Origin of the sequence: Salinivibrio sp. MA427, from assembly GCF_001996115.1 — a bacterium.
Taxonomy (GTDB): Bacteria; Pseudomonadota; Gammaproteobacteria; order Enterobacterales; family Vibrionaceae; genus Salinivibrio; species Salinivibrio costicola.
On the sequence record NZ_MUFH01000178.1, the window covers coordinates 1 to 5,423 of the forward strand.

At 50.7% G+C, this 5,423-nt stretch carries 4 protein-coding genes; 1 reads left to right on the forward strand and 3 read right to left on the reverse strand.

Features of this window, described 5'->3' with window-relative positions:
• Positions 1-167 precede the first annotated feature (167 nt).
• From tkt to BZG79_RS11030, 3 genes are all read right to left on the reverse strand, one after another.
• A complete protein-coding gene (gene tkt / locus BZG79_RS11020) occupies positions 168-2,162 on the reverse strand; it encodes a transketolase (RefSeq protein WP_077774408.1) in 1,995 nt (664 codons plus the stop codon).
• 98 nt (positions 2,163-2,260) lie between these two features.
• Positions 2,261-3,211, reverse strand: coding sequence for a transaldolase (tal, locus tag BZG79_RS11025; RefSeq protein WP_077660599.1), 951 nt, complete (start codon positions 3,209-3,211; stop codon positions 2,261-2,263).
• A 180-nt stretch (positions 3,212-3,391) separates the two neighbouring features.
• Entirely contained in the window at positions 3,392-4,408 is a 1,017-nt protein-coding gene (locus tag BZG79_RS11030) for a sugar-binding transcriptional regulator (RefSeq protein WP_077460847.1), read from the reverse strand.
• Between the two features lie 346 nt (positions 4,409-4,754).
• Between BZG79_RS11030 and BZG79_RS11035 the strand changes: the two genes are divergently transcribed.
• The coding region (locus tag BZG79_RS11035) for a 7TM-DISM domain-containing protein (protein WP_242414166.1) at positions 4,755-5,423 on the forward strand (669 nt) is incomplete at its 3' end.

Below are 5,423 nucleotides of genomic sequence, written 5' to 3' on the forward strand. Positions count from 1 at the left end.
CTTTTACTTGATGAATCATTGACGCTCCGTGTTCCAGAGCTGTGACCACCGTACAGCAATCTGTTCACTTGTAAAGCGATGATGTTCATTTGGACAAAAAAAGGCCAGTCATCGCTGACTGGCCTTAGTAACGTGTAATGCAGGATTAACGTGTCATCGATGCGCTGTTAAGACAGCAGCTCTTCTGCAGTGTTAACCACGTTTTCAACCGTGAAGCCGAACATTTTGAACAGCTCGTCAGCGGGCGCTGATTCACCGAAGGTGGTCATCCCGATGATGCGGCCGTCCAAGCCTACGTACTTGTACCAGTAATCAGCAATACCCGCTTCAATCGCAATGCGCGCAGTGACGTCTGATGGCAATACCGACTCGCGATAAGCGGCATCTTGCTTATCGAATAAGTCAGTGCTTGGCATAGAGACCACACGGACTTGTTTGCCTGCTTCGCTTAGCTGAGCAGCTGATTCAACAGCCAGCTCTACTTCAGAGCCAGTCGCAATAAAGATCAGGTCAGGTTTGCCTGCACAGTCTTTGAGGATATAACCGCCTTTGGCAACGTTCGCCAATTGGGTCTCGTCGCGCTCTTGCTGAGCCAGGCCTTGACGCGAGAAGATCAGCGCACTTGGGCCGTCTTTACGCTCTACCGCGGTTTTCCACGCTACTGCCGATTCGACTTGGTCACAAGGGCGCCAGGTGCTCATGTTCGGCGTTTGGCGCAGGTTAGCCATTTGCTCGACCGGCTGGTGAGTTGGGCCATCTTCACCCAAGCCAATTGAGTCGTGGGTGTAAACCTGAATGTTCTGCGTTTTCATCAGTGCCGCCATGCGCATGGCATTACGTGCATACTCCATGAAAATCAGGAAGGTCGCCCCGTAAGGAACAAACCCGCCGTGCAGGGCAATACCGTTGATGATGGCGGTCATCCCGAACTCGCGCACACCATAGTGCAGGTAGTTGCCGCTTGCGTCGTCTGCGGTGATCGCTTTCGAGCCTGACCACATGGTCAAGTTAGACGGTGCCAAGTCGGCTGAGCCACCGAGCAGTTCTGGTAGCAGTTTGCCGAACGCTTCTAAGACGTTTTGCGACGCTTTACGTGATGCGATCTTAGCTGGATTGGCTTGCAGATCCGCAATCAGTTTTTGAGTTTCGCTGTCCCAGTTGTTTGGCAGTTCACCGTTCATACGACGGGTAAACTCGGCGGCAAGCTCAGGGTATTGTGCTTGATATGCGGCAAACTGCTCGTTCCAAGCTGCTTCTTTAGCTGCGCCGGCTTCTTTGGCGTCCCACTGTGCATAGATGTCTTGTGGGATCTCGAAAGGCGCGTGTTCCCAACCTAGGAATTCACGTGCCGCTTGTACTTCGTCATCACCCAGCGGCGCGCCGTGACAATCGTGGCTGCCTGATTTATTTGGCGAGCCATAACCGATGGTGGTTTTGGTGCAGATCAGCGTCGGTTTGCCGGTTTCGGCTTTCGCAGCGTTCAATGCAGCTTGAATCGCATCCGCATCGTGGCCATCGACAGCGGGGATCACATGCCAACCGTAAGATTCAAAACGCTTAGCGGTGTCGTCAGAGAACCAACCCTCAACGTGACCGTCGATTGAGATGCCGTTGTCATCCCAGAATGCGATCAATTTACCGAGACCTAGCGTGCCCGCCAGTGAGCACGATTCGTGAGAGATGCCTTCCATCAAGCAGCCATCACCTAAGAATGCGTAGGTGTGGTGATCGACGATGTTGTGACCGTCACGGTTAAATTGTGCTGCCAGTGCTTTTTCAGCAACGGCCATACCGACGGCGTTGGTAATCCCTTGGCCGAGTGGGCCAGTGGTGGTTTCAATACCCGGTGCATAGCCATATTCAGGGTGGCCTGGGGTATTCGAGTGCAATTGACGGAACTGCTTCAGATCGTCGATAGCAAGATCGTAGCCAGTCAGGTGCAACAATGAATAGATCAGCATTGAGCCGTGGCCGTTTGAGAGCACAAAGCGATCACGGTTAGCCCAATCTGGGTTTTGCGGGTTGTGATTCATGTGGTCACGCCACAATACTTCGGCGATATCGGCCATGCCCATTGGGGCGCCTGGGTGACCAGATTTGGCTTTTTGAACACCGTCCATCGCAAGGGCGCGGATGGCGTTGGCTAACATTTTGCGTTCCATGTGTTTACCTACAGGTTGAACAGGTGAAATAAGAGAAAACGATATCATAAAAGCGGCCTAAACCGCTTTTATTGTGTTAAATCACGCTTTGGGTTGGATCACAGTTGTTCGCGAATCATGTCTTCAAGTTTACCTTGATCGACCGCGAAGTTTCGGATGCCTTCAGCAAGTTTTTCGATGGCCATCGGATCTTGGTTGTGTTCCCACAAGAATTCCGCATGGGTCATTGCTGCTGGGCGTTGCTCGGTGGCGCCTGTGTCTTTTAGCTTCACAGGAATATCGCCTTCAGCATCGCTTAGCTCTTGCAACAATTGTGGGCTGATCGTGAGGCGGTCACAGCCGGCTAATTCTAGGATCTCACCGGCATTGCGGAAGCTTGCGCCCATCACAACGGTGTCGTAGCCGTGTGCTTTGTAGTAGTTATAAATGGTGGTAACGGACTTCACGCCTGGGTCTTCTGCAGGCTCAAAATCACGGCCTTCTTTGGCTTTGTACCAATCCATAATACGGCCAACAAACGGTGAAATCAGGTAAGCGCCGGCTTCTGCGCAGGCACGCGCTTGTGCGAACGAAAATAATAGCGTCAGGTTACAATTGATCCCTTCTTTTTCCAGGATTTCAGCGGCACGAATGCCTTCCCAGGTTGAAGCCAGTTTGATCAGGATACGATCGTTGCTGATCCCTGCTTCGTTGTACATGCTGATCAGTTTACGTGCTTTAGCAACGCTTGCGTCGGTGTCATAGGATAAACGGGCATCGACTTCTGTGGAGATGCGACCAGGAATGACATTAAGAATCTCTTTACCAATGTTCACTGCGAGGCGGTCACAGGTATCGGCGACTTGTTGGTCGGCATCACTGCTGTGTGATTTCGCATACGCAATCGCTTCATCAATCAATGGCGCATACTCTTTGATTTGCGCGGCTTTCAGGATCAGCGAAGGGTTGGTGGTTGCGTCTTGCGGTTGGTACTTTTTAATCGCTTCGATATCGCCTGTGTCTGCGACAACGGTGGTTAGGGCTCGGAGTTGGTCCAGTTTGTTGCTCATCTTCACTCACCTTCTTTACGTGGTAGGCCCAGACGCCGAGTTACGTGCTAACGCTTGATCTGAATATGAACAGATGCAACGCGTCTGAGCAAATGATGTGACGATCTTTGAGTTTTTTACGCCACTTGTCAATTGTATTGCGATATAAAGAGAGTTACGTCTCACTCTTTTGTCACGAATYTACTCATCCTGTTGAAATGTGAACACGCTTTCATCAGGTGCAGGCTCCGACATATTCAGCAGGGCCATTGCGCAGCTTGCACTGGTCGCGAGTACATCGATAACGCCCGTTCTCAGCGCACCGAGTATCGATAAGGCTTTGCGGCTCTCGCTCGCCATGGCAATAACACTCGGAATACGTGCCAAATCTGGCATCGCCAGTCCAACCACACGACCACGCATCAGGTTATCCGTGGGTTGTCCGTCAAGTCGGAAGAAATCAAAACCGCCGATGTCTCCGACAATACCATGATTCACCCGTGCTTCAACAAACTCGCGTGCGGTAAAGCAACCCAATTTGACCATATGACTATTCTCATCCATATCGCCAATGCCGACCAGTGCAAACTCTGCTTTTCTGGCCTGGTTCAAGGTTTCACTGATATTCGGATGGGACACGAACACCTGTTGAATCGACTCATTATCCACATACGCTGGGGCGTATAGGGTTTCACTGCTCCCCCCAAACTTTTTGGCTAATCGTCGACAGATATGATCGGCATTAAACGCGTCACCGCTGCGGTGTGTGCCGCCTATTGCGCAAACAAACCGGGCTTGACGATGCGAGACAACCCCCGGGTGATCGGCGACCGCTGCGACATTTTGACCTTGGCCCACCGCAACCACCATGCCATCGTTAAGGTTACCGTCAAGATAAGAGGATACCAAGGTCGCGACTTGTGTACGTTGTTCTTCGGCGCTCGGTTGGTCGAGTGAAATTAAGGCGCGTTTAAGGTTAAACCTGGCCATCAATCGCTGTTCGAGCTGGGCACTGTGTACGGGATGGAATTTGACCGTGATTTCCACAATACCTTCTTCACGTGCTTTACGTAAAAGACGGCTTACTTTGGGGCGGCTGATTTTATATTTGCGAGCAATTTCTTCCTGAGTCGCGCTTTGTTGATAGTACAAAATGGCGATTTCAGTTAATAAGTCGGTGTCTTCGTGATAGTGATCAGGGGGCGTTGATATGCTCATGCTCGATGGTCTCGCGACTGAACGGTACCTTAGGTTGCGTTTAAAGGCACGATGAATGCAATGCTTACCAGTATACGCCTGTTATACAAAACGAACAAATGTTCTGTCGCGATACCAATGTTCATAAGCTGTTACGGTGCTCGGTTATCGATTGACGAGAATATCGTTGAAATCGCGAGCAAACGAGAATGCGTGGTGTGCTCTGTTTGAAAAAGTAGCCATTGCTATCTAAGTTTATTAGTGCTCGTTCAAACAAAACTACTAGCGGCTGTGTAGAAGAGACTCGCGGCTACGTAGAAAAATAGCATGATGACGAGCTTGTCTTTGGCTAAGGGAGTGTGGCTTGATGCACGCACTACAATCACGACAACCCCTGATCTGGGGGGCGACATTGCTCGCATTACTCGCCTTGAGTACGTTCGGGGTGTGGATTGCTGATCTCAGTGAGGGTACGACCGAAGAGCAGCCTCTTCTTGACGTAAACTATAGTTACTTTGTTGACGAGACGAACGAGCTATCACTGGATTATGTAATGGCACATGCCCCTTTCACGTCGGTATCAGAGCCAACCCACATTCCATGGAAATTAGCTTACCAAACGTACTGGATCAACATCGGCTTTGACTATACGGGCCTCACTGAGCGGCCGATACATGTGATCACTGATAACCCTTCAATTGATTATCTTGACGCTTATCACGTCCTCGATGGTGAACAGATTCGCTCGCGTGTAAAAGCTGGCGATATTACACCAGAAAGACTGAACCGCTTGCCCTTGCCGTCCTCAGTGCCCGTGACCTTGCTCCCTGAGCATGCTAATCAGCTTTTGATCAAAGTAACGTCACGAGACATGGCAACCATGCCACTATGGGTGATGGATCATGGGCGCTATGACCATTTCGCCAAATCGCTGCATTTGGTATGGGGCGGATTTGTGAGTTTTGCCATGCTGATGGCACTCTATAGCGCCGGTGTCTATGTATACAGTCGGCAGCGCGTGTACTTAATTTATGTG

Bases quoted from the DNA above. Each gene is read 5' to 3' on its own strand.
- tkt (WP_077774408.1), bottom strand. From the start codon at position 2,162: ATGGAACGCAAAATGTTAGCCAACGCCATCCGCGCCCTTGCGATGGAC.
- tal (WP_077660599.1), bottom strand. From the start codon at position 3,211: ATGAGCAACAAACTGGACCAACTCCGAGCCCTAACCACCGTTGTCGCA.